At 72.6% G+C, this 23772-nt stretch carries 20 protein-coding genes; 11 read left to right on the top strand and 9 right to left on the bottom strand.

The features are described 5' to 3' along the window. The first annotated feature begins 484 nt into the window (after positions 1–484). On the top strand, positions 485–1657 hold the full coding sequence (locus tag HC031_RS29915) for an acyltransferase family protein (RefSeq protein WP_167928803.1): 1173 nt from the start codon (positions 485–487) through the stop codon (positions 1655–1657). A 52-nt stretch (positions 1658–1709) separates the two neighbouring features. On the opposite strand, the gene HC031_RS32710 is transcribed toward HC031_RS29915, so the two are convergent. Continuing rightward, a complete protein-coding gene (locus HC031_RS32710) occupies positions 1710–3707 on the bottom strand; it encodes a hypothetical protein (RefSeq protein WP_205863423.1) in 1998 nt (665 codons plus the stop codon). A 341-nt stretch (positions 3708–4048) separates the two neighbouring features. On the opposite strand from HC031_RS32710, the gene HC031_RS29905 reads away from it, so the two are divergent. The 3 genes from HC031_RS29905 (at position 4049) to HC031_RS29895 (ending at position 5891) form a co-directional block, all read left to right on the top strand. Further along, complete coding sequence (locus HC031_RS29905) at positions 4049–5251, top strand: CapA family protein (RefSeq protein ID WP_338090900.1); 1203 nt, start codon at positions 4049–4051, stop codon at positions 5249–5251. A 171-nt stretch (positions 5252–5422) separates the two neighbouring features. Beyond that, positions 5423–5581, top strand: coding sequence for a hypothetical protein (locus HC031_RS29900; RefSeq protein WP_167928802.1), 159 nt, complete (start codon positions 5423–5425; stop codon positions 5579–5581). A 100-nt stretch (positions 5582–5681) separates the two neighbouring features. Next, a complete protein-coding gene (locus HC031_RS29895; RefSeq protein WP_167928787.1) occupies positions 5682–5891 on the top strand; it encodes a hypothetical protein in 210 nt (69 codons plus the stop codon). Between the two features lie 4 nt (positions 5892–5895). Here HC031_RS29895 and HC031_RS29890 read toward each other — a convergent pair whose 3' ends face one another. Beyond that, the gene (locus HC031_RS29890) at positions 5896–6471 is read right to left on the bottom strand and encodes an NUDIX domain-containing protein (protein WP_167928801.1); all 576 of its coding nucleotides are present in this window, start codon (positions 6469–6471) and stop codon (positions 5896–5898) included. Positions 6472–6966: 495 nt separating this feature from the next. On the opposite strand from HC031_RS29890, the gene HC031_RS29885 reads away from it, so the two are divergent. Next, the gene (locus HC031_RS29885; protein ID WP_167928800.1) at positions 6967–7362 is read left to right on the top strand and encodes a rhodanese-like domain-containing protein; all 396 of its coding nucleotides are present in this window, start codon (positions 6967–6969) and stop codon (positions 7360–7362) included. A gap of 153 nt (positions 7363–7515) precedes the next feature. On the opposite strand, the gene HC031_RS29880 is transcribed toward HC031_RS29885, so the two are convergent. Next, positions 7516–7893: a hypothetical protein gene (locus tag HC031_RS29880; protein ID WP_205863421.1), complete on the bottom strand. Its 378-nt coding sequence runs from the start codon at positions 7891–7893 to the stop codon at positions 7516–7518. A gap of 299 nt (positions 7894–8192) precedes the next feature. Between HC031_RS29880 and HC031_RS34620 the strand changes: the two genes are divergently transcribed. After that, the gene (locus tag HC031_RS34620; protein ID WP_167928798.1) at positions 8193–9896 is read left to right on the top strand and encodes a diguanylate cyclase; all 1704 of its coding nucleotides are present in this window, start codon (positions 8193–8195) and stop codon (positions 9894–9896) included. Between the two features lie 387 nt (positions 9897–10283). Here HC031_RS34620 and HC031_RS29870 read toward each other — a convergent pair whose 3' ends face one another. Both HC031_RS29870 and HC031_RS29865 read right to left on the bottom strand, forming a co-directional pair. Further along, positions 10284–11564, bottom strand: coding sequence for a sensor histidine kinase (locus HC031_RS29870; protein WP_205863420.1), 1281 nt, complete (start codon positions 11562–11564; stop codon positions 10284–10286). Continuing rightward, positions 11561–12268 carry a response regulator transcription factor gene (locus tag HC031_RS29865; RefSeq protein ID WP_167928797.1) on the bottom strand — a complete coding sequence of 236 codons (708 nt, stop codon included), beginning with the start codon at positions 12266–12268 and terminating at the stop codon, positions 11561–11563. Before HC031_RS29865 ends, HC031_RS29870 begins: the two co-directional genes overlap by 4 nt. Positions 12269–12294: 26 nt before the next feature. Between HC031_RS29865 and HC031_RS29860 the strand changes: the two genes are divergently transcribed. Then, positions 12295–12873, top strand: a complete 579-nt coding sequence (locus HC031_RS29860; RefSeq protein ID WP_167928796.1) for a hypothetical protein — start codon at positions 12295–12297, stop codon at positions 12871–12873. Between the two features lie 7 nt (positions 12874–12880). Here HC031_RS29860 and HC031_RS29855 read toward each other — a convergent pair whose 3' ends face one another. Next, on the bottom strand, positions 12881–15124 hold the full coding sequence (locus HC031_RS29855) for an EAL domain-containing protein (protein ID WP_167928795.1): 2244 nt from the start codon (positions 15122–15124) through the stop codon (positions 12881–12883). A gap of 144 nt (positions 15125–15268) precedes the next feature. Here HC031_RS29855 and HC031_RS29850 point away from each other — a divergent pair, with 144 nt between their 5' ends. Then, positions 15269–16267, top strand: a complete 999-nt coding sequence (locus HC031_RS29850) for a DUF3533 domain-containing protein (RefSeq protein ID WP_167928794.1) — start codon at positions 15269–15271, stop codon at positions 16265–16267. A 49-nt stretch (positions 16268–16316) separates the two neighbouring features. Here the strand turns inward: HC031_RS29850 and HC031_RS29845 are convergent, their stop codons facing one another. Continuing rightward, on the bottom strand, positions 16317–17777 hold the full coding sequence (locus HC031_RS29845) for an aminotransferase-like domain-containing protein (RefSeq protein WP_167928793.1): 1461 nt from the start codon (positions 17775–17777) through the stop codon (positions 16317–16319). Positions 17778–17915: 138 nt separating this feature from the next. Between HC031_RS29845 and HC031_RS29840 the strand changes: the two genes are divergently transcribed. Next, a complete protein-coding gene (locus HC031_RS29840; RefSeq protein WP_167928792.1) occupies positions 17916–19250 on the top strand; it encodes an MFS transporter in 1335 nt (444 codons plus the stop codon). Here HC031_RS29840 and HC031_RS29835 read toward each other — a convergent pair. Further along, positions 19247–19810, bottom strand: a complete 564-nt coding sequence (locus HC031_RS29835) for an NAD(P)H-dependent oxidoreductase (protein ID WP_167928791.1) — start codon at positions 19808–19810, stop codon at positions 19247–19249. The two genes, HC031_RS29840 and HC031_RS29835, sit on opposite strands and share 4 nt — an antisense overlap. Before the next feature lie 177 nt (positions 19811–19987). On the opposite strand from HC031_RS29835, the gene HC031_RS29830 reads away from it, so the two are divergent. Then, entirely contained in the window at positions 19988–20965 is a 978-nt protein-coding gene (locus HC031_RS29830; protein ID WP_167928790.1) for an EamA family transporter, read from the top strand. Positions 20966–20998: 33 nt separating this feature from the next. Here HC031_RS29830 and HC031_RS29825 read toward each other — a convergent pair whose 3' ends face one another. Beyond that, entirely contained in the window at positions 20999–21877 is an 879-nt protein-coding gene (locus HC031_RS29825) for a ZIP family metal transporter (protein ID WP_167928789.1), read from the bottom strand. A gap of 336 nt (positions 21878–22213) precedes the next feature. On the opposite strand from HC031_RS29825, the gene HC031_RS29820 reads away from it, so the two are divergent. After that, positions 22214–23743, top strand: coding sequence for a wax ester/triacylglycerol synthase domain-containing protein (locus HC031_RS29820; RefSeq protein ID WP_167928788.1), 1530 nt, complete (start codon positions 22214–22216; stop codon positions 23741–23743). Positions 23744–23772: the final 29 nt, after the last annotated feature.

Below are 23772 nucleotides of genomic sequence, written 5' to 3'. Positions count from 1 at the left end.
CCGTCGCACGGGCGGTACGGATCACCGGCCTGCCCATCCGACCACCCTTCAACGCACGATGTCGACACCTGCCCGGTCGCCGGGATCAGCCGGCCGCCACCTCATCTCGACCCAGCCGGCTCAATGCCGCGTCAAACCAACCTCGGAGCCGGCTCGGAACACCTGTGAACCTGCTGTGCGCGCACCCCCGCCGGGGCCCGTACCGACCGGCGGGATCAGTCGCGCTTCACGCCGCGTTACAGTCGTTGCGGCAAACGGTGAGCGTTCCCAGCGCGCTACCAGCTGACGCCGATCCGGCTCCGACCGGGCGCCAGCACAATGGGCGGCGATGTTCACCCGGCGGACCGCGCCGCGGTCGGTGTGCGTGCCGGGCCGAGCTCGAGGTCGCCGCCCCACGCGGTTGCCGTTCCAGCGCCGCACGGCGGCGACCAATGCCCACCGGGTCGTGGCGCAACGGCCCATCGTCAGGAAGGACCACGTCGCCATGGCGAGCGGTATCGATACCGGCCGGCCCCAGGCACCCCTGACCGACCGGCCGCCCACCGTCTCCCCGAACCAACCCGTCGCCCGCACCCGCCCCCGCAGCCGGTACCTCGATGCGCTGCGCGCCGCGGCGATCGTGCGGGTGTACCTGCACCACACGCTGTGGATCAGCTGGTTGACGGTCATCTTCCCGTCGATGTCGGTGATGTTCGCGCTCGCCGGCTGCCTGACGGCCTCGTCGCTGGATCGCCGGGGCGGCATCGGTACCGTACGGACCCGGACCCGGCGGCTGCTCCCCCCGCTGTGGGCGCTGGCGCTGATCGCGACGCCGGTGATGCTCGCGCACGGCTGGCTGGTCGACCCGGACAGCCCGCTGCACTGGCCCGACCTGGCCTGGTGGCTCTTCCCCCTGGCCAACCCGCCGGCCAGCTCGTGGGGCCTGCCCTTCGCGCTGGCGCTGTGGTACCTGCGCGCCTACCTCTGGCTGGTCCTACTGTCGCCGATCCTGTGGTGGGCCTACCGCCGCTGGCCGCTGCCCACCCTGCTCGCGCCGATGGCCGCCGCCGCGCTGTTCTACTCGCCGCTGGTCAACCTGCCCGCTGACAAGGTCACCGACGTGGTGCTGTCCACCGCCACGTACGGCACCTGCTGGCTGATCGGGTTCGCCCGCTACACCCGCCAGCTCGACCGGCTGCCCGGGTGGGCCTGCGCCGTACTCGTGGCCGCTCTCACCGGCGCCGGTCTCGGCTGGGCCGCCTTCCACGGCGGCGTGGCCAACCTGTCCGACGACGCGCTCGCCGACCTGCTGTGGGGTACCGGCTACGCGCTCGGCCTGATGCGGGTCCGCCCGACGCTGGCCTGGCTGGCCCGTACCCCCCGGCTCAGCCGACTGGTCAGCCTGATCAACGCGCGCTCCGTCACCATCTACGTCTGGCACCTGCCCGCCCTGTTCGCCACCGCCGCGCTGCTGAAGCTCGCCGGCGTCAACGTCGACAGCGCGGGCGGGATGGCCCTCACGCTCGTCGCCGGAAGCGTGCTGACCGCGCTCGCCGTGATGGCCACCGGCTGGATCGAGGACCTGGCCGCCCACCGCCGCCCGGCGATCATTCCGCCGGCGGCGACCGCACAGCCGGCGCCCACCGGACAGCCGGTACCCGTACCGTCCGCGGCCTGACCGAAACGGCGCTGCGGGGGTGGCCCGCCACCCCCGCAGCGCCGTATCCGGCTCAAACCGTGACGATGACGTCCTGTTCCCGGCGGCGCCAGCCACGTACGTGGCGCAGCGCCATGCCGCCAGCCAGCAGCGCGCCCGCGACCGCCAACGCCGCACCCAGCGCCGAGCCGGTCAGGGGTAGCTGGCTGCTGCCGGACGAGGTATGGCGGACCGGGGCGGGCGCGGCGGGAAGCCCGGCCAGCGGACCTGTCGGCGTACCGGCGAGCCCGACCACGTTCTGCTGGTCCGCAGCCGGAACGGCCCCGTTCGCCACCGCGCCCGCGTCCGCCTGCCCGTCGGTCACCTGCTGGCCGGCGGCCGCCTGCTGGTCGGAGACCGGTGGCTGGGCGCCGGGCGCCTGCTGGCCGGGCGCCGGCTGCTGAGCCATGACCAACCCGGGGTCGGCCGGCGCACCGTTCGGTCCGGACGGCGCGGCGGGCGGTGGCTGGTGTCCCTGCACCACGACCGGACCGCCGGCGCTGCTGCGTGTGGCCGGCGGGGACGTGTGTGTCGCGGCCGGCGCGGTGGCACTGCTGTGCACCGGCCGTGGGGTGGCTGAGCGGGTACGGGTGGGCCGCGCCGAGCCCGACCCCGTACCGGTCGGCTTCGCCGAGGCGGACGGCGAACCGGTCGGCCGGGCCGACGGAGCCGAGGCGCTGGGGCTCGGGTTCGCGGTGGCCGAAGGCTTTGCGGTGGCCGACGGCTGCGCGGTGGCCGAGGCGTTGACGGTGACCGAGGGTGTCGGGGCGGGCGGGAGCACGGCCGCGAACCGGGCTTCGACCGCCGTGCCGTTCTTGTCGGTGACCACCGTGACCGGGTTCGGCACGTGGAGCAGCTTGCCGCAGCCGAGCGCCTCGAAGCTGCCGGACAGCCGCTGTGCGAGGAACGTGAACAGGTTGGTCGCCACCGCCGAGTTCGGGGAGTTGCCGCGCAGCGTGAACTCGCGTTCCCGCTGGACGCGGGGCACCCCGGCCTGGACCAGGTTCCGGCAGTACGCCAGCGGCGTGTCTGCCGCCGGGTCCACCGGGCGCTGGCCGACACCGGCCCGGTACAGGTTGGCCTTCTGGATGCTGGGTGCGCCGTTGACCAGGGCCATCGGGTCGTTCGGTGGCACGAGGGCCACCGGCTCAGCTTGGAACGCGGCCGCCTGCAGCTCGTTGAGCGCCAGCGAGGTGGTCGTCCGGCCCGGCTGGGCCAGGTCCGGCGCCGTGAACGGGGTGCAGCCGAGCGCCGGGTCGACGAAGTCGTCGAGCAGCGCGTTGTCGCTGCCGTTGATGACGATCTTGGCGCCTCGCTGGGCGAGAGCGGCCCGGTTGGCCGAGGTGTTCTGCGCGGTCCTGCCGTCGGGCAGGAACAGGTACGTGCTGGTGACGTTGTCGCTCTGGTCCATGTCGACGAGCCCGAAGTCGCGCACGGTCAGGCAGGGCTGCCCCTCCCGGTCGGTGCCCGGTGCCGGGATACGTAGCCTGCCCGCGGCGATGGCGGCGGAGGCGGCGCTGAAGAACGCCGGCGCGTTGCAGTACGCGAACTGCCCGAAGGTCGACCCGTTGAGTCCGTTGACACACCGGCCGGCGGCCAGGCTGTCCTTGGCTCCACCCAGGACGAGATTGTCACCGTTGAACCCGAACCACAGGCCGACCACGGCTCCGGCCGGTAGCTCCGGCACGGGCGGCTCGAGAGCCGGCCGCCTGCCGCGGTCGACGACGAGCGGGTCGTACACGGAGACGCTGCCGGTGGCCGGGTCGATGATCGTGGCCTGCACGAACGCCGCGGTGTCCGGGTCGGACTCGTGGCAGGGGCCGCTCAGCTCGTACGGGGTGGCCAGGCCCGGCGCGCTCAGCGGGTCCGGCGGCACCGTCAGGGTGCACGTGGCGCCGGCCGCCTCGCCGGCCGCGAACGCCATCCGGCCGCCGACGACGGTCATCATGATCAGGCCGGCGAACAGCGCGGCCTTCCAGATCTTGCCGCCGGTGCGGCCGCGTCGTCCGCGAGGCCGGGTACGTGACGGCATGGTTCGCCTCTGCCCAGGCACTGTGCACCCCTTCGCAGGTGCGCCGCCGGCGGTACGCGGCGGCGCGACGGTGGGTCTCGGTGCGTTGGTCGCGGCACCGTGCCGGCGCCGGGGTTCCACGTACTGAGATCAGGTTGGCCGTACGCTACCGCCGCCCGGGGGATCGAAGCCGGTCTCTAAGACAAGCATCAGACGGTCTTAGGCGCAGCCTTAACAAGGAGTCTTAACAAGAAGGCGAATGCCTGGTCATTGACTGGTACGTACCTTAAAGCGATCCGGTTCACGCCACCCGTTCATGTGTTTGGGTTGCCCCGGTCGACGGGTTGGTCCACAGTGCGGGCGTGACAGTGAACCGGACCCGCACCGCCGTTTGGGTCGCCGCGGCGGCCGTCGTCGTACTCGGACTGGTCGCCGCCTGGGTCGTGCTGCGACCAGCCGGCCGTCCGGGCGCCGCGCAGGCCGTCTGGTCCACCCCGCGGAAACCCCAGGCCGGCGCGAGCCCGTCCGGGCCCCGCACGCTGACCGTCATAGGCGCCGGCGACGTGCTGCTGCACCCTCCACTGTGGGAGCAGGCCGCCGCGGACGCGAAGGCGCAGGGGCGGTCCGGGTACGACTTCGGGCCCGTGTTCGCCGGCGTCAAGCCGGAGGTGTCCGCCGCGGACCTCGCGATCTGTCACCTGGAGACGCCCCTGGGACCGCCCGGCGGCCCGTTCTCCGGCTATCCCTCGTTCAGCGTGCCGCCACAGGTCACGGCCGCCCTCTCCGAGACCGGCTTCGACGACTGCTCGACCGCGTCCAACCACACCCTCGACGTCGGGGAGCAGGGGGTCGACCGTACCCTCGACGCCCTGGACACGGCCGGGCTGCACCACGCCGGCAGCTACCGTGACGCCACCGCACAGCAGACGCCGGACATCATCGACGTGCACGGGGTGAAGGTGGCCGACCTGTCGTACACCTTCGGCTTCAACGGCCTGCGCCGCCCGGCCGGCAAGGAGTGGATCGCCAACCTGATCGACCCGGCGGCGATCATCGCCGAGGCGAAGCGGGCCCGCGCCGCCGGCGCGCAGATCGTGATCGCGTCGATGCACTGGGGCACCGAGTACGACGTGAACGCCGACGCCGACCAGGTGCGCTGGGCCCAGCAGTTGACGGCGGCACCGGAGATCGACCTGATCCTGGGCTGCCACGCCCACGTGGTGCAGCCGTTCGAGAAGGTCAACGGCAAGTGGGTGGTGTACGGCATGGGCAACGAGGTGGCCCGCCATGAGGACCCGATCGACGCCAGCCGGGAGGGCGTGATGCCACGGTTCACCTTCACCGAGTCCGCCCCCGGACACTGGGAGGTCACCAAGGCCGAGGCGGTGCCCACGTGGGTGGACCTCACGCCGACCATCCACATCGTGGAGTTGCCGAAAGTGTTGGCGGACCCGGCGGTGCCGGCCGCACAGCGCGCCGTCTACCAGGCCGCCTACAACCGGATCAGCACGCAGCTGCGCAGCCGCGGCGCCGACCGCACCGGTCTTACCGTTCTGGGCAACTGAGGGGTATGCACCCTGGCACCCGAACTCGACGGACCGCGCCGGAGGCTTGTCACTCGCTTCCCGTGAGTGCTAATTCTGGAGCTGAACCACCGACCGTGAGACGGCCCCCGGGGTCGTCGGCGGCCGGCGCGACATTCAGCGCCACGTGTGTCTACGAGGAGGTGATTGTCCGTGGTGCTGCGGTTCGATCCCTTCAGTCGATTCGATGAGCTCGCCGAGCAGATGTACCGAGCGTCGAGCGGCCTGAGCCCGATGTCCGTCGGCATGCCCGTCGACCCGTACCGGGCTGACGATCACTACGTCCTGCACGGCGAGCCGACCGCGAGCTGACCGGCACCGCTCCATGCGCAGACATCAGCGGGCTCCGCAGCGGAGCTCGTCACTCCGCGGGGGCCCGAGACCCCGCGGGTGCGCACACCTGGAGGAAACAATGACCATGATGTACGAGGCACCCGTCCGGCGTCCGGCGTCGCCCGCGGCCGGAGCGTCGGTGCGGACCTGCTCCGCCTGCGGCCGGCCGTTGCCGGCCCTGACCAGGGACGAGTACACCCGCGCGCGGGCCGGCCTGGTAGCCAGCCGGGGGATCTGCGTGTGCCGCGAGCCCCAGGCGGCCAGCCCGTGGCACGGCGAGCGGGCGTAGCGCGTCAGGCGTCGGGTGGGCGCAGGTCGGTGAAGCCCTCGGTGCGGGCCAGCGCGGTGGCGAGCAGCCCCGCGACGGCCAGCCCGTTGGTGATCTGACCTGCCCACACCCGGCGTACCGCGTCGTCCAGCGCGACCCACGCGGTCTCGATGTCACCTTCGTCGGCGTCCCGCTCATGCTCGCCGGTCGCGCGTTCCGGCTCGGTCGCCAGGAACACGCGCGTCCGCTCGCCGGTCATGCCCGGACTGGTGTACAGGTCGACCAAGGTACGCCAGCCCTGTGCGGCCAGGCCCGTCTCCTCCGCCAGTTCCCGCCTGGCCGCGTCCAGCGCCGGCTCGCCGGGCTCGTCGAGCAGCCCGGCCGGCAGCTCCCACAGCGGTTCGCCGACCGGATGGCGGTACTGGCGCACGAGGAGCACCCGCTCCTGCGCGTCGAGCACGACCACGGCCACGGAGTCGGGGTGATCGACGACCTCGCGGACCATGGTGCCGCCGTCCGCGCGCCGGAGGGTGTCCCGGTGCACGGTGATCATCTTTCCGCGGTAGACGACCTCGCGGTCGGCGAGTTCAGGCGCGTTCATGACGCTGATCTACCCGTACGTCGAGGCGCTACACGACGTGTTGGATCATCTCGACTGACGCCTCCCCGGCGATCTTGGACACCTGGCGGGCCCATAGCACCGCCAGGTGTCCAAGATCCGCGCGGAGAGCGGTCAGCCCGCGTGCACCTGCGCACCGGTGGTGAGCCCGGTGCGGTAGCGGTGCAGATCGGTCGCGACCCGACCATGGGTGGTCCGCGGTTCATACCATCGATGTTGTTCTCCATTCGCTCCCGTCTTCCGGAGCTGATCCCATGTTGGACACACTCAAAGCCGCTGTACCGACGACTCCCACCCCCTGCTACCTCATAGCCATCGCCGCCGCGACCGCGCTCGCCGCCGGCCTGTGGCTACGCTTCCTGAGCAGCCGGTAGAGCCGCGTCCGGCGATCCCGCGACGCGACGCGGACGATTCACGCCCGCCCAGTGGGTAATGCCCGGTTGGAGCGGATCGTGGACGTGGGAGGGGCTCGGCCACATGGGTATCGACGAGGTTCTGGCCAAGGCGCGCGCCGGTCTCCGGCGGATGACCCCGGAGGAGACGGAAGCCGCGCGGCGGCGGGGTGCGTTGATCATCGACACCCGCACCGAGACCCAGCGGCGGGAGCAGGGTGAGCTGCCCGGCGCGATCGTGATCGACCGGACCGTGCTCGAGTGGCGGCTCGACCCGGCCAGCGACGCGCGCATCCCGGAGGCCACGGACTACGACCTGGAGATCGTGGTCGTCTGCCGGCAGGGGTACAGCTCGAGCCTTGCCGCGGCCAGCCTGCGGGCGGTCGGCCTGTGGCGCGCGACGGACATGATCGGTGGAGTCGAGGCCTGGCGGCGCGCCGGGCTGCCGCTGACCTCGGGGCCGGCGGACGTGCGACGCTGAACCGCCAGGCTCGGCGAGGGTGAGCAGGCACTCGGCAGCCAGTTACCCTCAGTGACCAGACAGTCGACGGATCCAGCGGTTACGGACCGTAGCATCGTGCGCCACGGACCGGACCGCGTGCGCCAGCGCGTCAGCCGCGTCGCCCACCTGCCGCTAGCCGCTGCCCAGCAGGTTGTGACTGCGGGCGAGCAGGTGATCGTCGCCGTTATCGGCGGCCCACACCTGCACCTGCTGGCTGAGCCGGCCGGATTCGACGGTGTCGCCGTCGCGCTGTAGGGCGTCGGCCCGGATCAGTCGGGCGCGCATCTCCAGGTCCGGGCGGCCGAGCCCCACCGCGAGCCGCTCCACGACGACCGCCGTGGCGGCCACCCGCCGCACCTCGGCCTGCGGGACCGTCTCCATCGTCGCGATCAGCGCGGCCAGCTCGAAGGCGGTCGCGGGTCCGTGCTCGCGGAGTCCCGTGAGGACGTCGGCGAACGCGTGCTCCTCGACGTCGGTCGTGCGTACGGGCGCCTGCGCGGTCACCGCCATCCCCCCTCGCCGCCGCTCACCTGAAGGTCCGCCACCTGACTGAAAGGCTGTGTCGCGCCGGCTGCATCACGGTGCAGGGCGGGTTGCCTGCCGGGTGCAACCCGGCGGGACGGCCGGCACGCCCACGGGGCACCTCGCACGGTCAGCTGCCCGAAACGCACCCGATGTGACATTCAGTGTCGACCGTTCGGCCGATTCTTCCACCAATGTGACCACAGCCAGTAATTGCGCTGAGTGCAGAGCGTCACAGATTTGGCAGAAAGCTGTTGCCGCAACTATCTCTGATGTCAGGGTGAGTCGTGCTCGAGTTCAGCGTGCGGACGCCGTCCCCGGTCGGCGAATCGGCTGCCGGCACGTCCAGCCCCCTGCCGTCCGCAGCTGACGGGACGGGTCACGCCGGTGACATCCTGGCCGCCCTCGACCGGCCAATGCGTACCGTCGCCGAACTCCGCGCCCACCTCGACGCCCTCGACACGCTCGCGCCTCGAGCGCTCGAGGACGCGTTCGACCTGGCTGTACGCCTGGAGCACGAGGCGCGCGCGGCGGCACTGCCCGACCTCGAGCGCCGGGCCCGGCTCGTACAGGCCTCGGTCCTGGGCCGCCGGGGCGAGACCGCCGAGAGCGGGCGGATCGCCCGCGAGGTGAACCGGTGGGCCACCGAGCACGACCACCGTTACCTGCGCGCGCGCAGCCACCGGCAGCTTGCGACGTTCTACCGGCAGCTGGGCGACCCGTCCGCGGCACTGGAGCACGCGCTACGCGGCATCGAGTACCTCGACGACACCGCACCCGTACTGGTCCGCGGGTACCACCTCGCCACCCTGGCCGGCGCCCTGGCCCAGACCGCCTCGTTCGACCAGGCCCGGCAGCGCTACGCCGAGGCCGAGCGGATCGCCGAGGCGGCCGGTGACGTACGGCTGCGGCTCGTGGTGCTCAACAACCTGGCGTACATGGAGCACGAGGCCGGCGAGCCGCACCGGGCCCTCGCGACGGCCGAGCGGATGGCCGAGGTGGCGCAAGCGACCGGAATCGCCCTGGACTCGTTCAGCCTCGACACGCTCGCCCGCACCCGGATGCGGCTGGGCCGCTACGCCGAAGCGGAGCAGACCCTGCGGGCCGTGGTCGAGGCGGCGGACGTGCTGGCGACCACCGAAGTGGACGGATACGCCGAATGCCTGCTCACCCTGGCCGAGATCCAGCGGCTGCGGGGCGCCACCGAGCAGGCCCGCGCGACGCTCGACGAGTGCCTGCGCATCTGCGACCGCGCCGACCTGCGGGGAACCCGGATGCGGGCGTGGGGCGAGCGAGCTGAACTGTACGCGGCGCTCGGCTGTTTCGAGGACGCCTACGCCCAGTACAAGGTGTTCCACGCCGAGGCAACCGCGGTGTACAACGCGGAACGCGACGCCCGGGCGCGCATCCTGCAGGCGGTGTTCGAGACCGACGAGGCGCGCCGCTCCAGCCGGCACTACCGGGACCTCGCGCTGCGCGACCCGCTGACCGGCCTGTTCAACCGGCGGTACGTCGACAGCCAGTTACCGGTCCTGCTGGGGAAGGCCGCGAACAACGGGGCGCCGTTGTCCATCGCCCTGGTCGACATCGACCACTTCAAACGGATCAACGACACGTACTCGCACGACGCGGGTGACCAGGTCCTGCGAACCTTCAGCGAACTGCTGGTGGCGGGCCTGGACGACCGGTCCGGCTCCGCCGGGGCCGCCACCACGGGGGCGTTCGCGGCGCGGCTCGGCGGTGAGGAGTTCCTGCTCGTACTGCCCGGCCTCGACGCCGCGGCGGCCGAGGCCCGGCTCGACGAGCTCCACGAGTCGATCCGCTCGTACCCCTGGCAGCCCATGACGGGCAGCCTTCCGGTGACCGCGAGCATCGGCGTGGCGACCGTGCCGACCGCCGGCGCGAGCCAGTCCGCGCTGCTGCGGCGGGCCGACCACAACCTCTACATCGCCAAGCGCTCCGGCCGGGACCGGACGGTCGCCGACCGCTGAAGTCCAAGGCAGCCCTGAATCAGCGGCCGCACGCAGTGGGGGCCGCGCCACGCGGTTCACGACCCCCACTGACCCCCCGGCCAGCACGGTCTCGTCGCCGGCGTCGACCGGCTGCCCCGCCGGGGAGGAGGAGAGCGGGCGGGGCAGCCGGTACTCGTCGCCTAGGTGCGGTACGCGGCTGGAGCGGGCCGCGGCCGCACGGAAGCCCGGTCAGCCGGCCCGAGCCGGCCCGGCACCGCAAGCCGAGTCACCGGCGGCGGATCGATCCGCCGGTGACCTGACAGGGACAGGCCTGCGTCGGCACCCGTACGGGCTGCGACGATCCCGAGTTGCACGGGTAAGAAGTTACGCCCGCCGATGTCGACGGAAAGATCGTTTAAGGTGCTGTTAGGGGCGGTCGGAGGTTGTTTTAAGGCGCACCTCGATCCGGGCACCGCCCCGCTGGCCACGGGTGACGACGACGGTGCCGCCGCACGTCGACGCCATCCGCCGCACGATGTCGAGCCCGAGCCCGGTCGACCCGCCCGAGCTGGCCCCCCGCCGCACCGCCCGGTCCGGATCGTCGATACCCGGACCGTCGTCCTCCACGACCAGCGTCGAGCCGACCACCCCCGCCCGGAACGCCGTGCCTTCCGGCGTGTGGTGGAAGACGTTGCCGAGCAACGCGTCGACGGCCGCCTCCGCCTCGTCACGCGGTACCGGTACCCACAGCGGCGCCGGATCGCCGAGCACGGTCCACGCCCGCCCGTGGTCCTCGGCGAGGACCGACCAGAAGGCCAACCGGTCGGCGAGCACGTCGGTCAGGTCGCACCACTCGGTCGTACGCCGTGACAACGGCTCCAACGCGGTCCGGATGATGCCGTCGACCTCGTCGGACAGCAGCCCCACCGCGCGGCGCAGCCGCTGCACGTCCGGCTGCCCGCCGCACGTCTCCAGCTCCAGCCGCAGCGCGGTCAGCGGCGTACGCAGCCGGTGGGACAGGTCGGCCGCGAGCTCCCGCTCGGCGCGCAGCAGCCCGACCATCCGCTCGGCCATGGCGTTGAAGGAGCGCCCCACCTCGGCCAGCTCCGGCGGCCCGTCCGGGGTGACCCGGACCGCGAGGTCGTCGCGGCCCAGGCTCCGGGTGGCGGCCGCCAGGTTCCGGGTGGCGGCGACGATCCGCGCGGCCAGCCGGTCGGCGACCAGGACCGACCCCGCCACCAGGCCCAGCGCGACGGCGGCGAGCGCGAACCAGGCCCGGTGCACGCCACGACGCAGCACGGACTGCGGCACGAAAACCTCGATCACGGCGATGCGGCCTCCGCGTACGGCGACGGGCTGCAGGTATGCGGTGCCGCCGGCGACGTCGCGGACCGCCGCCCGCCGGGCCCGCGCCACCACGCCCACCTCGCCGGCGCTGACGTGGGCGGTCCCCACCGGTGGCCCGTCCGGCGGGTGCAGCGCCAGCCGCCCCGCGCCGCCAGCCTCGGTACTCGCGGCCGCCTCCGCCAGCGCGGCCCGGTCGTCGGTGACCGTGAGCACCGCAACCATGGCGGACGCCTGCTGGCGGGCGTCGGCGAGCGCGCGCTCCGGGGCGATCTGGCCGACCACCATCCACAGTGGTACGAGGAACGCCAGCGCCACCATGGATGTGGTGGCCAGCGCGACCCGGGTGAGCGCCCACCTCATCGCGGTTCCACTCGCGGTTCCACTCGCGGTTCCACGAGCATGATCCCGACGCCGCGCATGACCCGCAGGAACCGGGGGTTCGCGGCCGACTCACCGAGCTTGCGGCGCAGCCACGAGATGTGGACGTCCACCGTCTGCTCGGAGCCCCGGTACGGCTGCCGCCACACCTCCTCGATCAGCTCCTGCCGGGTGACCAGGGTGTCGCGCCGGGCGGCGAGGTAGGCCAGCAGCTCGAACTCCTTGCGGTTGAGGTCGAGCGGCTGCCCGTCGAGGGTGGCCGCGCGGCGGGCGAGGTCGATGCGCAGGGACCCGACCTCGATCGCCGGCGGGGCGGTCACGAAGCTGCCCCGCCGGCGCAGCACCGCCGAGATCCTGGCCAGCAGGTGCTCGGCGGAGAACGGCTTGGTGAGGTAGTCGTCCGCGCCGGCGTTCAGCAGCCGGATGATGTTGTTCTCCCCGGTGCGCGCGGTCGCCACGATGATGGGCACGTCGCTGTCACCACGCATCATCCGCAGCGCCGCCGCACCGTCGACGTCGGGCAGCCCGAGGTCGAGCACGACCACGTCCGGCGGCCGTACGGCCACCTCGCGCAGCGCGTCCATCGCGGTTCCGACGGCGCTCACCACGTGCCCCGCGTTCGTGAGCGCCTTGACCAGGGCGGTGCGGATCATGCTGTCGTCTTCGACCAGAAGCACCGTTGGCATGCAAGGCACCGTATCGAGGTGCGAAGATGGCGGCCATGCGTAGCGGGGCCAAAACAGCAAGAGCTGCCGCTATCTGGTTCGCGGCGACCGGCGTCGGGATCGGGGTGTCCTGGTTCGGCGTACGCCCGCTGCTGGACGCCGCCGTGCCGGAGCGCCTCGTCGCCTTCCCGGTCAGCGGGCTGCAGACGGCGCCGCAGACCCCTGCCGTACCGGCCTCATCGGAGAGCCGCCCGCCGGGCACGCGCAGCGCCGCGCCGCGGTCGGGCGTACCGGTTTCCCGATCGCCCTCCCGGACACCGCAGCCGGCGCCGTCGGCCAGCGTGACCGCTTCGCCGGCGGTGCCCGTGCCGGCCGGGTGGACGCCGACCGGCGACGGGCGCTACGTGCGGACCTTCCGGCTGACCGGCGGCACCGCCACGGTCCAGGCCGGCCCGGACGAGGTCGCGCTGCTGTCCGCCACGCCCCGGCCGGGGTACGTCATGACGGTCACGCCCGCCGGCAGCGACCCGCTCCGGGTGACGTTCACGATGATCCTGCACACGTCGGCGCTCGAGGTCCGGTGGGACGGCGACGCGCCAGACGCCAGCGTCACCGAGGTGCCGTAACCGGCGGCTAGGGGACCACGAGGCTGCCGGCCGCCTCCGCGCGCAGCAGTTCGGTGATCTCGGCCGCCGGTACGGGACGGGCGAAGTGGAACCCCTGCGCGTACCGGTACCCGATCCGGTGCAGGTGGTCGGCCTGGCCGGCGGACTCCACGCCCTCGGCGATCGCGTCCAGTCGCAGCCCACCGGCGATCTGGATCAACGCGGTGGCGATCACGTCCTGGTCGCTGCCACCACCGACCTCGTCGACGAAGCTCTTGTCCACCTTGAGGATGTTCGCCGGGCAGGTACGCAGCAGCCCGAGCGAGGAGTGCCCGGTACCGAAGTCGTCCAGCGCGATGGTCACACCGAGCCGGTGCAGCGCCCACACCGATTCCAGCGCCGCACCGCCGTCGAAGACGGCGGTCTCGGTCACCTCCACCACCAGCCGTTCGGGCTCCAGCCCGGTCGCGCGGAGAATCCCGGCGACCGTGGCCGCGAAGTCCGGTTCACGCAGCTGCCGCGCGGACACGTTCACCGAGATGCGGCGCAGGTGCTGCGACCCGGGCCCGTTCTGCCACCGCGCGGCCTGCTGGCACGCCTCGCGCAGAATCCATTCGCCGAGCGTCACGATGAGGCCGTTGCGTTCGGCGACCGGTATGAACAGGCCCGGCGACACCAGCCCGTGCTGCGGGTGCTGCCACCGGACCAGCGCCTCGACCCCGACCATGCGCCCGTCGGGAAGCTCGACGATGGGCTGGTAGACCAGGTGCATCTCGCTGGCGTCGATGGCGTGCCGCAGCTGCGCGCCGAGCCGGACCTCCTCGACGGAGTGCAGGTCCATCTCGAGGTGGTAGCGCGCCACCCGCTGCTTGCCGTTGTCCTTCGCCGCGTACATGGCCACATCAGCGCGGCGCAGCAGTTCCCGCGGCTCCTGGGTGTCGGCGGCGTCGGCCACCCCGATGCTGGCGCGGATCAACAGATCGTGGCCGTCGGCGCACATCGGCTGCCGCAGCGCCTCGGCGACCTCCCGCACCACGGCGTCGGCCTCCGGCTGCGTCGCGGGCGCGAGGAGTACCGCGAACTCGTCACCGCCGAGCCGCACGAGTACCGTGCCGGGCGCGGTCGCTTCGGTGAGCCGGCCCGCCACGGCGGTGAGCAACTGGTCGCCGACGTGGTAGCCGAGCCGGTCGTTGACCGTCTTGAAGTCGTCGAGGTCGATGAGCGCCAACTGCACCTGGTCGGGCGCCAGCTCGGCCAGCGCCCGTTCAACCTCCCGGTGCAGGAGCCGGCGGTTGCCCAGCCGGGTCAGCTCGTCCTGGGTGGCCTGCTCCTGTACCAGCGTCACGAGGCCGGACATGCGGACCAGGACGAGCAGGAACAGGACGACGGCACCGACGCCGCTGGCGACCCAGTCGACGTGGCGCGGGTCGTGCAGCCCCTGGATGAGCAGCAGGCACGGGGCGAGCAGCGAAGCGGCGGCCAGTAGCGCGAGGCGAACCCGGCTCAGCCGTGCGACGTGGTCGGTGGCCGGCTCCGACAGCGAGCGCATGGAGGGGTGGAGGGCGGCGGCTCCCCACAACAGGTAGGACAGCAGGAAGCCAGCGTCCGTCGCGCCGCCGTCGTAGGTGAAGAACGCGTTGAGCGCGGAGAAGAAGATGTCGGAGCCGGTCAGCAGCACCGCCCCGGCCATCAGGAACCGGTAGCTCGGGGTGCGGGCGCCCGGGCCGGTGAACAACCGGGCGATCATCGCGATCATGACCACGTCCATGACCGGGTACGCGAGTGAGATCACGGCCGTCACCGGCGACAGCGAGTCGTCCTGGACGATCGGCCGCATGAAGAAGGCCCAGCACACCAGACCCAGCCCGGTGGCGATGACGGCGGCGTCGATCAGACCGGCCCGGTCGCGACCGGCGGTGCGGCCGCGGACGAGGATGAACAGCCCCGCCATGAGCACCGGGTATCCGGCCAGGTAGAAGACGTCCGCGAGCGAGGGGAACGGCGAGCGGTGCAGGACGTAGTCGTAGAAGTCGAAGGTGACGTCGCCGAGCACCCAGAGGGCCTGGCCGGCCGCGATGCAGTACCAGATGCGCCGCCGGGCCGGACGGTGCCGGCGAACCCCCACCAGGATCATGATCAGCGACACGAACCCCAGGGGTTCGTAGATCAGTACGCCGTACCAGGGGCGGGCCGGCAGAAGGCAGTAGACGACGACGGCCAGCAGTCCGCCCGCGAGCCACGCCCGCAGCAGCCGGTCGCCCTTACTGGTCACCCGATCAGTCTCGATGAGTCGGGGTTACCGGCCGGTGCCGTTCGGTTTGCGCTCAGTTGCAGGGCGCAGTGGGATCTCCCCCATTTGTGACCATAGGGCTTTCTTTCCCGGCATGTTCAGGTTCGACCCGGGCATGCGTTCCGCGTGAACGACAGGACCGCGCGGCGGGAGTACCGCGCCGGGCTTGTCGTCATCCTGATCGGCATCATCATGGCGTCGCTGTTCGTGGCGTCGTACAGCCTCGCGCTCGGCCGGCCGGCGCCGAGGCGCATACCGACGGGCGTGGTCGGCGACCCGGCCCAGCACCCCGTTCTGGTGGCGGCGCTGGAGCAGGCGACCCGCAGGGCCCTGGTACTCCACCCGTACCCGTCGGCTCGGGCGGCCAGGGCCGCGATCGACCGGCAAGAGCTCTTCGCCGCGCTCGTGCTGAGCCCCGATCGCGCGCTGCTGCTCGTCTCGAGCGCGTCGGGCGCGTCCGTGGCGCTGGTACTCGAGCGGGCGGCCGAACAGGTGGGCGAACAGCTGGCACCGGGGAGAGCTCAGCCGGTGCGCGTCGTGGACGTCCACCCGCTGCCGCCCACCGATCCGCAGGGCCTGGTCAGCTTCTACGTGACGATCGCGGCCACGGTCCTCGGGTTCGTCGTGATGTTCCAGTTGCGGGCGAACGCGGCGGGGCTGTCGCTGCGCGACTGGTTGTCCTTCATCGGGATCCTCGCCGTCCTCGGCGGTCTCGCGTTCACCGTGGTCGTCGACCCCATCCTGCACGCGCTGCGCGGCGCGTTCGGCGAGCTGTGGGGGGTACTGGCCGTCCAGATCGCGGTGGCGGCGCTGTTCAACTCCACGATGCTCGTCCTGTTCCACCGCTGGGCGATCATCCCCACCTGGCTGCTGTTCATCGCATTCGGAAACCCGTCGTCGGGCGGCGCGGTCGCCGCGCCGCTGCTACCCCAGCTCTACGCTCTCGTCGGCCGCCTCACGCCGTCCGGCGCGGCGGTGCGCCTGATCCACCAGACGGTGTACTTCGCGCACACCCAGCGCCGCGGACCGTTCCTCGTCGAAGGCCTGTGGCTGGTGGGCTGCCTCGCAGCGTTGTTGATCTCCGTACGGGTGACAGGTCGCAAGCCGACCGAGTCACCCGGCTGACACGCGTACCGTGATGAAGCGCGCGGCACCGGCCCGGTGCCCGGCGCGATCAGCTCAGGCCACCGGGCACCGGGCCGGCGGCCAGGAGCGCGACCAGGGTCAGCAGCGCCTCGCGCAGCCGGTCGTCGTCCACCTCGGCGTTGAGCCCGAGGCGGACGCCGTGGGCCGGCACGGCCCGGGTCGCCGCGTAGTCGTCACCCGGCGACACCAGTACCCCGGCCTGCCGGGCGGCGGCGACGAGCAGTCCGGCCGTCCACGGTTCGGGCAGCGGAAGCCACAGGTGCGCCGCCTGCGGCGCGGCTGCGATCGGGTACGGGGCGAGCAGGTCCCCGGCCAGCGCCCGGCGCGCCGTGGCGGCGGCGATCCGGGCGGCCACCAACCGGTCCGCCGTCCCGTCGCCGACCCATCGCGCGAACACCTCACCGAGCAGGGGCGCGGCGAGCCAGGCGGTCGCGCGGACCGCGCCGACCACCCGGGCGCGGGCGGCCGGCGGCGTGGTGAGCACGCCGACGCGCAGACCCAGGCTGAGGACCTTCGCCGCGCTCGCCACGTGGCAGGTGCGCTCGGGCAGCAGCGCGGCGACCGGGTCGGGACGGTCGGCCACCAGTACCCCGAGCGGATCGTCCTCGAGCACCCACACACCGGCGCGGGCGCACTCCTGGGCGAGCGCCGCGCGGCGCTCGGCCGGCATGACCCGGCCGGTCGGGTTGTCCAGCGTGGGCTGCAGGTGCACGACGGAGACCGCGTTGTCCCGGCAGGCCTCGGCAAGGGCCGCCGGCACCATTCCGTCGTCGTCGGACGCCACCGCCACGACGGGCAGGCGCAGTTGGCGGGCGCCGGCGAGGAGGCCGGGATTGGTCAGCGCGGTGGTGGCGATGACCGTGCCGGGCTCGACGAGCGCGCTCAGGGCCGCGGTGATCGCGTGCTGTGCGCCCGCCGTGAGCGTGATCTGGCCGGCATCGGGGCGGAAGCCGCGATGGGTCAGCCAGGCAGCGGCCGCGCGCCGGTGCGCTGGCGCGTCGTCGCCGTGGTCGGTGTCGACGATGGTCCGCAGGGCCGACCGGTCGGTCGCGATGGAATTGAGCGTCTCCGCCAGCAGCGCAATGGAGTCAATTCGCCGCGCTGGAGGATGCAGGCTCGCCAGGTCGACCAGGTCCGCGCCCGCCGCCGGGCTCACGCCGAACCCGCCCCGGATGAAGGTGCCCCGGCCCACCTCACCGCCGAGTAGTCCCCGGCGCTCGGCCTCGGCGTAACCGCGGGCCACCGTGCCGACCGTCACCCCCAGCGTACGAGCGAGCGCCCGGTGCGTGGGCAGCCGATCTCCCGGCTTGAGCCGGCCGTGGGCGACGTCGGCCGCGATCGCGTCGGCGAGCGCCTGGTACGCGGGGCGGTCCTGGGCCAGCGGCGGCGGGCTCCAGCCGCCCGGCTGAGCGCTGCCCGGCTGAGCGCTTCCCGGTTGAGCGCTGCCCGGTTGAGCGGCGCCCGATCGCGTGGTGGTCGGTCGTGCCATGGTTGCGATCATCCCACGCCATATTGACACCGTACAAGTTTAAATTGACACCATAAATTTTGTTGATCTATGGTGTCATTGGCCGCGCGCCCGCCCATCGGCGAACCCCGCCGCACAGCCCGGCCACGAGGAGGAGCGATGGAAACGCCGGATTCGACGGAGCGCCGTACCCTTCGCCGACTGTGGGGCTCGGTCGGCGTCAGCCTCATCGGCACCCAGGTGACGACGCTCGCCCTGCCGCTGACGGCGCTCGCCGCGCTGCACGCCTCGGCCGGGCAGGTGGCGGCGCTCGCCGCGACCGGCACCGCGCCCTTTCTCCTGTTGGGGCTGCCGGCCGGGGCGATCGTCGACCGGTGCCGGCCACGGCGCCTCATGGTCTCCGCCGACCTGATCCGCGCGGCCCTGCTGATCAGCGTCCCACTGGCGTTCGCGGCGGGCGTGCTGACCCTGCCCCACCTGTACGTGGTGGCCGCCGGGATCGGGGCGCTCAGCGTGCCGTTTGACGTTGCCTCGCTGTCCGTGCTGCCGGCGCTGGTCCGGCCCGGCCGGATCGCCGCCGCGAACGTCAGGTTGGAAGCCACCCGGGCGATCGCCGAGACCGGCGGGCCGGCCCTCGGCGGCGCCCTCGTACAAGCGATCACCGCGCCGGTCGCGCTCGTGGTCGACGCGGTCAGCTACCTGCTGTCCGCACTGCTCCTGCACGGACTGCCGGCGCTGCCACCAGCGGCCCCCGCCGGGGCGCGGGAACCGCTGGTGGCGCAGATCCGCGCCGGCATCCGCTTCTGCCTCACCCACCGTTACATCCGGCCGCTGGCGATGGCCGCCGCGTGGATGAACTTCTGGACCCAGGCGCTGCTCGCGGTGTTCATCACGTACGCCGTGCGGCACCTGCACCTGCCGGCGGCCGCCGTGGGCGTGGTGCTCGGCGTGGCCAACCTCGGCTACCTGGGCGGTTCGCTCCTCACCCCGTGGCTCAACCGGCGCATCGGCCTCGGCCTGACCATCGCGCTGGGCGTGCTCCTGCACGGCGCCTACTTCGGGGCCGCCCTCGCCCCGCGTACCCATCCGCTGCCGTGGCTCATCGGCGGCTTCCTGGTCGCCGCGGCCGGGCAGGGCATCTGGAACGTCGACGCGGTGAGCCTGCGTCAGACGACGACGCCGGCGCCGATGCTGGCGCGGATGAACGCCACCAACCGGTTCCTGATCTGGGGCACCATGCCGCTCGGCGCGGGGGCGGGCGGTCTGCTCGCGGCCGGCATCGGGCTGCACGCCACGGTGGCCGTGGCGGGTGCGGCGATCCCGTTCGGCACCCTCGCGGTCCTGCTGTCGGCGGTACGCCCGCTGCGGACGATGCCCGCGGCGCCGGCCGAAGCGGCTCCGGACGAAGCAGCGCCGGCCGAAGCGGCTCCGGACGAAACGGCGACGGACGAAACGGCGCCCGCCACGGAAGAATCCGCGCTCGCCGGTGCCTAAGCCCGCAGCGGGGCCAGCGCCTCGGCGTACCGCAGCAGTTCGGCGAGCAGCGCGTCGGCCGACGTGTTCATCACGTCGTTGGGCTGGATCCGGCCCTCGTCGTCGAGGAACTGCGCGACGAACGGGATCGACACCGCTTCGGGCAGCGGCACCATCTTCAGCGTGGTCACCACCTGCTTGGCCATCTGCACCGCCCGGGTACCCGCCGAGACGCCGCCGTAGCTGACGAAGCCGACCGGCTTGTGCTGCCACTCCTGGTGGAGGTAGTCGATCGCGTTCTTCATCGGGGCGTTCATGCCGTAGTTGTACTCGGGCATCACGAACACGTACGCGTCACCGGAGTCGATGGTCGCGCTCCAGTCCTTGGTGTGCTGGTGGGTGTACTGCCGCAGCCGCGGGTGGTTGGGCTCGTCCAGGAACGGCAGGTTGATCTCGGCCAGGTCGACCACCTCGACCTTGAAGCCGCCGTGCGACTGGGCCCGCTCGGCGAACCACTGGCCGACCGGCAGGCCCACCCGGCCGGGACGGGTACTCGTGATGATGATCTGCAACTTCAGCACCGAAGCTCCTCCTCTGCGGCGTGTCTGGCGGTTCGCACCGTATCGGGCGCGCCGTCACGGTTGTCGGGAGCATCCACGGAGTGTGACGGCCGCCGGCCGGCAGGATTGACGGGAAGTGGCACCAAAGCGTCCGAAAGTCGCGCGACAACGCCACACCGGTCCGGCATCGTGTCACGGGTGAACACGGCTACCAGTCCTGACAGGGCCGGGCTGCGTGCCTGGCTGCCCGGCTACCTCGTTCTCGCCATGATCTGGGGCTCCAGCTTCCTGTTCATCAAGGTGGGCATCCGGGAGCTGCACCCGCTCTACGTCACCCTCGGCCGGGTCCTCGCCGGCGCGCTCGCCGTACTCGCGACCGTGCTCATCACCCGCGTACGGCTACCCCGCGACCCGCGCGTCTGGGGCCACCTGGCGGTCATCGGCATCCTCGGCGTGGCGATGCCGTTCACCCTGTTCGGATACGCCGAGCAGCGGGTCTCGTCCGTGCTGGCCGGCATCTGGAACGCCACCACACCGCTGGTGGCCCTTCCGGTGGCGACCCTGGTCTTCCGCACCGAGCGCATGACGGCCCGGCGGCTCACCGGCATCCTCGTCGGCTTCGCCGGCGTCCTGGTCGTCCTCGGCGTCTGGCACGGCATCGGCGGCGTACAGCTCACCGGCCAGCTCATGTGCCTGGGTGCCGCGGCCTGCTACGGCATCGCGATCCCGTACCAGCGGCGCTTCCTCGGCGGGCTGTCCGGCTCCGGGCTGGCCGTACCCGCCGGGCAGCTCATCATGGCCGCCCTCGCCCTGCTGATCGTGGCGCCGCTGGTGGCCGGCGCGCCGCCCGCGCCGACCTCGCTGTCCGCACCCGTGGTCGCGAGCGTGCTGGCGCTCGGGGTACTCGGCACCGGCCTGGCGTTCGTGCTCAACTTCCGGGTCATCCGCTTCGCCGGAGCGAGCACCTCAGCCTCGGTCACCTACCTGATGCCGATCGTCTCCACCCTCATCGGCCTGGCCGGTCTGGGCGAGCACATCAGTTGGCACCAGCCGGTCGGCGCGCTCGTGGTCCTCACCGGCGTCGCGGTCTCGCAGGGCATGCTGCGGCTGCCGGCGGCTCGGGCACGCGGACAGCAGGCCGAGCCGCAGCCGGAACCGGCGCCGGCCACCTCCTGACCGTCGGCGGGCGGGTCACGCCCCGGCGAGCGGTCACGCCCCGGCGGCGGTGACGATGGCGTCGGTGATGAACCCGACCGCCAGCCCGGCCAGGATGCCCCACGTCGTGATCTCCTTGGCGGCCATCCGCCGGGCCACGGCGAGCAGTTCGATCACCACGTACAGGATCGATCCGGCCGCCAGCGCCAGGAACGCGACGCTGACCGGCTCGCTCGTGAAGCGCTGCCCGACGAGGGTGCCGAGGAACGTCGGCGCGCCGCCGATCAGGCCGAGCACGCCGAGGTACCCCCACGACGGGCGGGTCCCGCTCGCGGCCATCGGGGCGACGATGCCGAACCCCTCGGTGCCGTTGTGCAGACCGAACCCGACGATCAGCAGCACCGCGAGCGCGATCTCCCCTTTGGCCGCCGAGTTGCCGATGGCCAGCCCCTCGGCGAAGTTGTGCAGCCCGATGCCGACCGCGATCAGCAGCGCGAGCTGACCGCCGGTGCTGCGCCAGCCCGTACCGGTCTCCGCCGGCCCCGCGGCCCCGGCGGTCGCCGGCGCGCCGGGAACGGTCGCCGGCACCGGTGCCGCCGCGCTCACGGCGGTGGCGGCGACCATGCGGCTCCGGCGCCGACCGATCCAGCGGTCGAAGTACACCAGTCCGGCGAGGCCGGCGGTCAATCCGAGCGCGAGCACCAGGCCGTTCCGGACGGCCGGGGCGTACGCACCCTTGGCGAGAGCGTCGTCGATCGGTTCCCAGGCGTGCGTCAACACGTCCCACAGCAGGAACAGCAGGATGCCGATGGCTGCCGCGTTCAGCAGCGCCCGCAGCCGCGGCGCGTCGGCGCGCAACCGGCCGACGGGCAGACCGAGGAAGATGGTGAACCCGGCGACAGCGCCCAGAAGCGCGATTCCGGCTGCGGACATTGATGCCTCCCTTGAGCGTTAGGCAAGGCTAGCCTAACAAGAGCGCGTCGTCACCACCCGACCGGCCGAGGACCGCCGGCATTAACGCCTTCGACGTTCCTACATACAGGTTTATCTGTGCCCAAAGGGGAGATCGTGCCGCTGCACGGCGCAGGGGCGATCCCGGTACGCCTCGAAACCGGCCTCGACCAGACCGGACCGGGATCGTAACGTCGGATGCACCCGATCGACTCGGCGTAGTCATATGACTACGGTTCGGTTGGGTGGTCCGGCGCGCCGGCTGCGGGCAAGCAGCGGGAATCCATGAAGGGCGACGCACGATGAGACAGGCCACCGATGGATCGTGAACGACTGAGCGCTCTCGACACCGCCTTCCTGTGCCTGGAGTCCCCGCAAGCCCCGCTGCATCTCGGAGCCCTCGCGGTGTTCCAGTCGCCACGACGCGTCCAGTCGGCGCGCCTGCTCGCCGTCCTCGGCGAGCGCATTACCCGGCTGCCGCACCTGCGGCAGCGGGTACGCCCGATGCTGCTGCCGTTTGGCGCCCCGGTCTGGGCGGAGGACCCGGCCTTCGACCTCAGCCGCCACCTCCACCTGCACAAGCTCGACCGGGGCGGGTCGGCGGCGCTGGCCAGGCTCACCGAGGAGCTGATGGCCGAACCGCTCGACCTCAACCGGCCCCTGTGGCAACTGCACCTGGTGACCGGACTGGGCGCCGGCCGGTTCGCGGTACTGGTGAAGCTCCACCATGCGATGGCCGACGGGCTGAGGGCGGTGGAGTTGAGCGTCGGCCTGCTGGACGGGTACAGCGACCGGCTGCCGGTCGCGCCGGCCGTACCCGCCGCGGCGGACCACGCTCCGGCCGGCCGCCTGTCGTCGGTGGTCGCGACGGCCCGGGCGGCAGCCGGGGCCGCCGTCCGCCCGGACCGGCTGCTGGCCGGGCTGGCCCGCAGCGCCGTGGGGATCCCAGGCGCGATCACGCAGGCGGTGAGCACCGTCGGCATCGCATCGTCCATAGTGGCCTGTGCCCGGCTCGGCGCGCTCCTGTCACCGGCGCTCACCGCGCCACCGAGCCTGAGCACGGCACCGATCCCGACCGACCCGTCGAGCCTGACCGCCCCGCTCAACGGCGGGCCGGCGGCACTGGCCGGCACGCCGGCGCTGCCCACCGCAGGTACGGCCGCCTCGCGCGGGTCCGCGGCGAACCGCCGGCTGGCCCTGCTGAAACTGGACGTCGGCGCGGTGCGGCAGGTACGCAAACGCCACGGCGGCACCGACAACGACGTGCTGCTCGCCGTGGTCACCGGGGCGATCCGGGACTGGCTGGCCGAGCAGGGCCACCGCGCCGAGAGCCTCAACGTACGGGCGTTCATCCCGGTCAGCCGGCGCAGCGGCGCCAACGGCCCGCGCCGGGGCAACCTGCTCTCCGGGTACCTGTGTGACCTGCCCATCCAGGAGGAGGACCCGCTCGACCGGCTGCGCCAGGTCCGCTCCGCCATGGACCGCCACAAGGCCGCCGGGTTCACGCGCGGCCCGGGCGCGATCCCCGTGCTCGCCGACCGGGTCCCGGCGGCGGTTCACCGGGTGGCCGGGCCTCTGGTACGCCACGGCGCGCCGCTGCTGTTCGACACAATGATCACCAACGTGCCCATCCCCGCACGGGGCCTGACCCTCGCCGGAGCGCAGCTGCAGGAGGTGTACCCGATCGCGCCGCTGGCCAGCGGACAGGCTCTCGGCATCGCCCTGTCGGCCTACCAGGGGCGCGTCCACGTCGGCCTGCACGCCGACCGGCAGACCCTGCCCGATCTGCGCCGGCTGGCCGACGCCGTGCCGGCCGCCCTGGCCAGCCTGGTCAGTAGGACCACCTGACCGGCGGCCCGGGCGGTCGCGGGCGGGAC

Origin of the sequence: Planosporangium thailandense (genome assembly GCF_011947195.1) — a bacterium.
In the GTDB taxonomy this organism is placed as follows: domain Bacteria; phylum Actinomycetota; class Actinomycetes; order Mycobacteriales; family Micromonosporaceae; genus Planosporangium; species Planosporangium thailandense.
The sequence above is the reverse complement of the archived record's forward strand: the minus strand, read 5'-3'. Positions and strand labels throughout refer to the sequence as shown.

Excerpts from the sequence above, each read along its gene's own strand:
- HC031_RS29840 (WP_167928792.1), top strand. The coding sequence starts at position 17,916 with ATGGAAACGCCGGATTCGACGGAGCGCCGTACCCTTCGCCGACTGTGG.
- HC031_RS29885 (WP_167928800.1), top strand. The coding sequence starts at position 6,967 with ATGGGTATCGACGAGGTTCTGGCCAAGGCGCGCGCCGGTCTCCGGCGG.
- HC031_RS29820 (WP_167928788.1), top strand. The coding sequence starts at position 22,214 with ATGGATCGTGAACGACTGAGCGCTCTCGACACCGCCTTCCTGTGCCTG.
- HC031_RS29860 (WP_167928796.1), top strand. The coding sequence starts at position 12,295 with ATGGCGGCCATGCGTAGCGGGGCCAAAACAGCAAGAGCTGCCGCTATC.
- HC031_RS29880 (WP_205863421.1), bottom strand. The coding sequence starts at position 7,893 with ATGGCGGTGACCGCGCAGGCGCCCGTACGCACGACCGACGTCGAGGAG.
- HC031_RS29895 (WP_167928787.1), top strand. The coding sequence starts at position 5,682 with ATGACCATGATGTACGAGGCACCCGTCCGGCGTCCGGCGTCGCCCGCG.
- HC031_RS29845 (WP_167928793.1), bottom strand. The coding sequence starts at position 17,777 with ATGGCACGACCGACCACCACGCGATCGGGCGCCGCTCAACCGGGCAGC.
- HC031_RS29865 (WP_167928797.1), bottom strand. The coding sequence starts at position 12,268 with ATGCCAACGGTGCTTCTGGTCGAAGACGACAGCATGATCCGCACCGCC.
- HC031_RS29890 (WP_167928801.1), bottom strand. The coding sequence starts at position 6,471 with ATGAACGCGCCTGAACTCGCCGACCGCGAGGTCGTCTACCGCGGAAAG.
- HC031_RS32710 (WP_205863423.1), bottom strand. The coding sequence starts at position 3,707 with ATGCCGTCACGTACCCGGCCTCGCGGACGACGCGGCCGCACCGGCGGC.
- HC031_RS29915 (WP_167928803.1), top strand. The coding sequence starts at position 485 with ATGGCGAGCGGTATCGATACCGGCCGGCCCCAGGCACCCCTGACCGAC.
- HC031_RS29825 (WP_167928789.1), bottom strand. The coding sequence starts at position 21,877 with ATGTCCGCAGCCGGAATCGCGCTTCTGGGCGCTGTCGCCGGGTTCACC.
- HC031_RS29870 (WP_205863420.1), bottom strand. The coding sequence starts at position 11,564 with ATGAGGTGGGCGCTCACCCGGGTCGCGCTGGCCACCACATCCATGGTG.